The organism is Tsukamurella conjunctivitidis (genome assembly GCF_007858475.1).
GTDB classification, from domain to species: domain Bacteria; phylum Actinomycetota; class Actinomycetes; order Mycobacteriales; family Mycobacteriaceae; genus Tsukamurella; species Tsukamurella conjunctivitidis.
Map to the genome: position 1 here is coordinate 1 of NZ_VIGX01000077.1, position 764 is coordinate 764.

Below are 764 nucleotides of genomic sequence, written 5' to 3' on the forward strand. Positions count from 1 at the left end.
TGGCAGGCGGGGCCGGACAGTCCCTCTCCTCAACAGTGCGCGACTCCCTCCGCTGAGCCCCCGGGGGTCCCGGATCTCAGGCGCACCGTCCGCCGCAGCGACCACCCGCCCCACCCCTGTCTGCCTCTGTCAGGCCGACCCTGCCCGCCTCTCTGCAGGCCGACCCTGCCCACCTCTGGGAGCCGCCCTGCCTCCCCTGGAAGGCATCCCTCGCACCGAGGCCGCCCCGAGGGAGTCCTCCCCCGCATACACCGGCGTCGCCCTCGACAGAGATCGGGGGCCGGAGCCCAATGCCCCGACCCCCGACCGGTCCCGCCCCCGGGACTCAGCCGAAACGACCCGAGATGTAGTCCTCGGTCGCCTTCTGCGAAGGCGTCGAGAAGATCTTCTCGGTCGAATCGAACTCCACGAGACGTCCGGGCCTGCCCGTCGCCTCGAGGTTGAAGAAGCCGGTGCGGTCCGAGACGCGCGCCGCCTGCTGCATGTTGTGGGTGACGATGACGATCGTGTACTCGTCCTTGAGGTCGTTCATCAGGTCCTCGATGGCCAGCGTCGAGATCGGGTCCAGTGCGGAACACGGCTCGTCCATGAGGAGCACCTCGGGACGCACGGCAATGGCGCGCGCAATACACAGTCTCTGCTGCTGACCACCGGAGAGGGAGGAGCCGGGCTTCTCCAGGCGATCCTTGACCTCGTTCCACAGGTTGGAGCCGCGCAGGGACTCCTCCACCAGGGCGTCCTGGTCACCTTTCGACATCCGTCGG

Annotated in this window: 1 protein-coding gene; it reads right to left on the reverse strand. The window is 68.6% G+C overall.

Annotated features, from left to right (window positions below):
- Positions 1-325: 325 nt before the first annotated feature.
- On the reverse strand, positions 326-764 hold a 439-nt coding region (locus tag FK530_RS24440; RefSeq protein WP_146489432.1), incomplete at its 5' end, for a phosphate ABC transporter ATP-binding protein.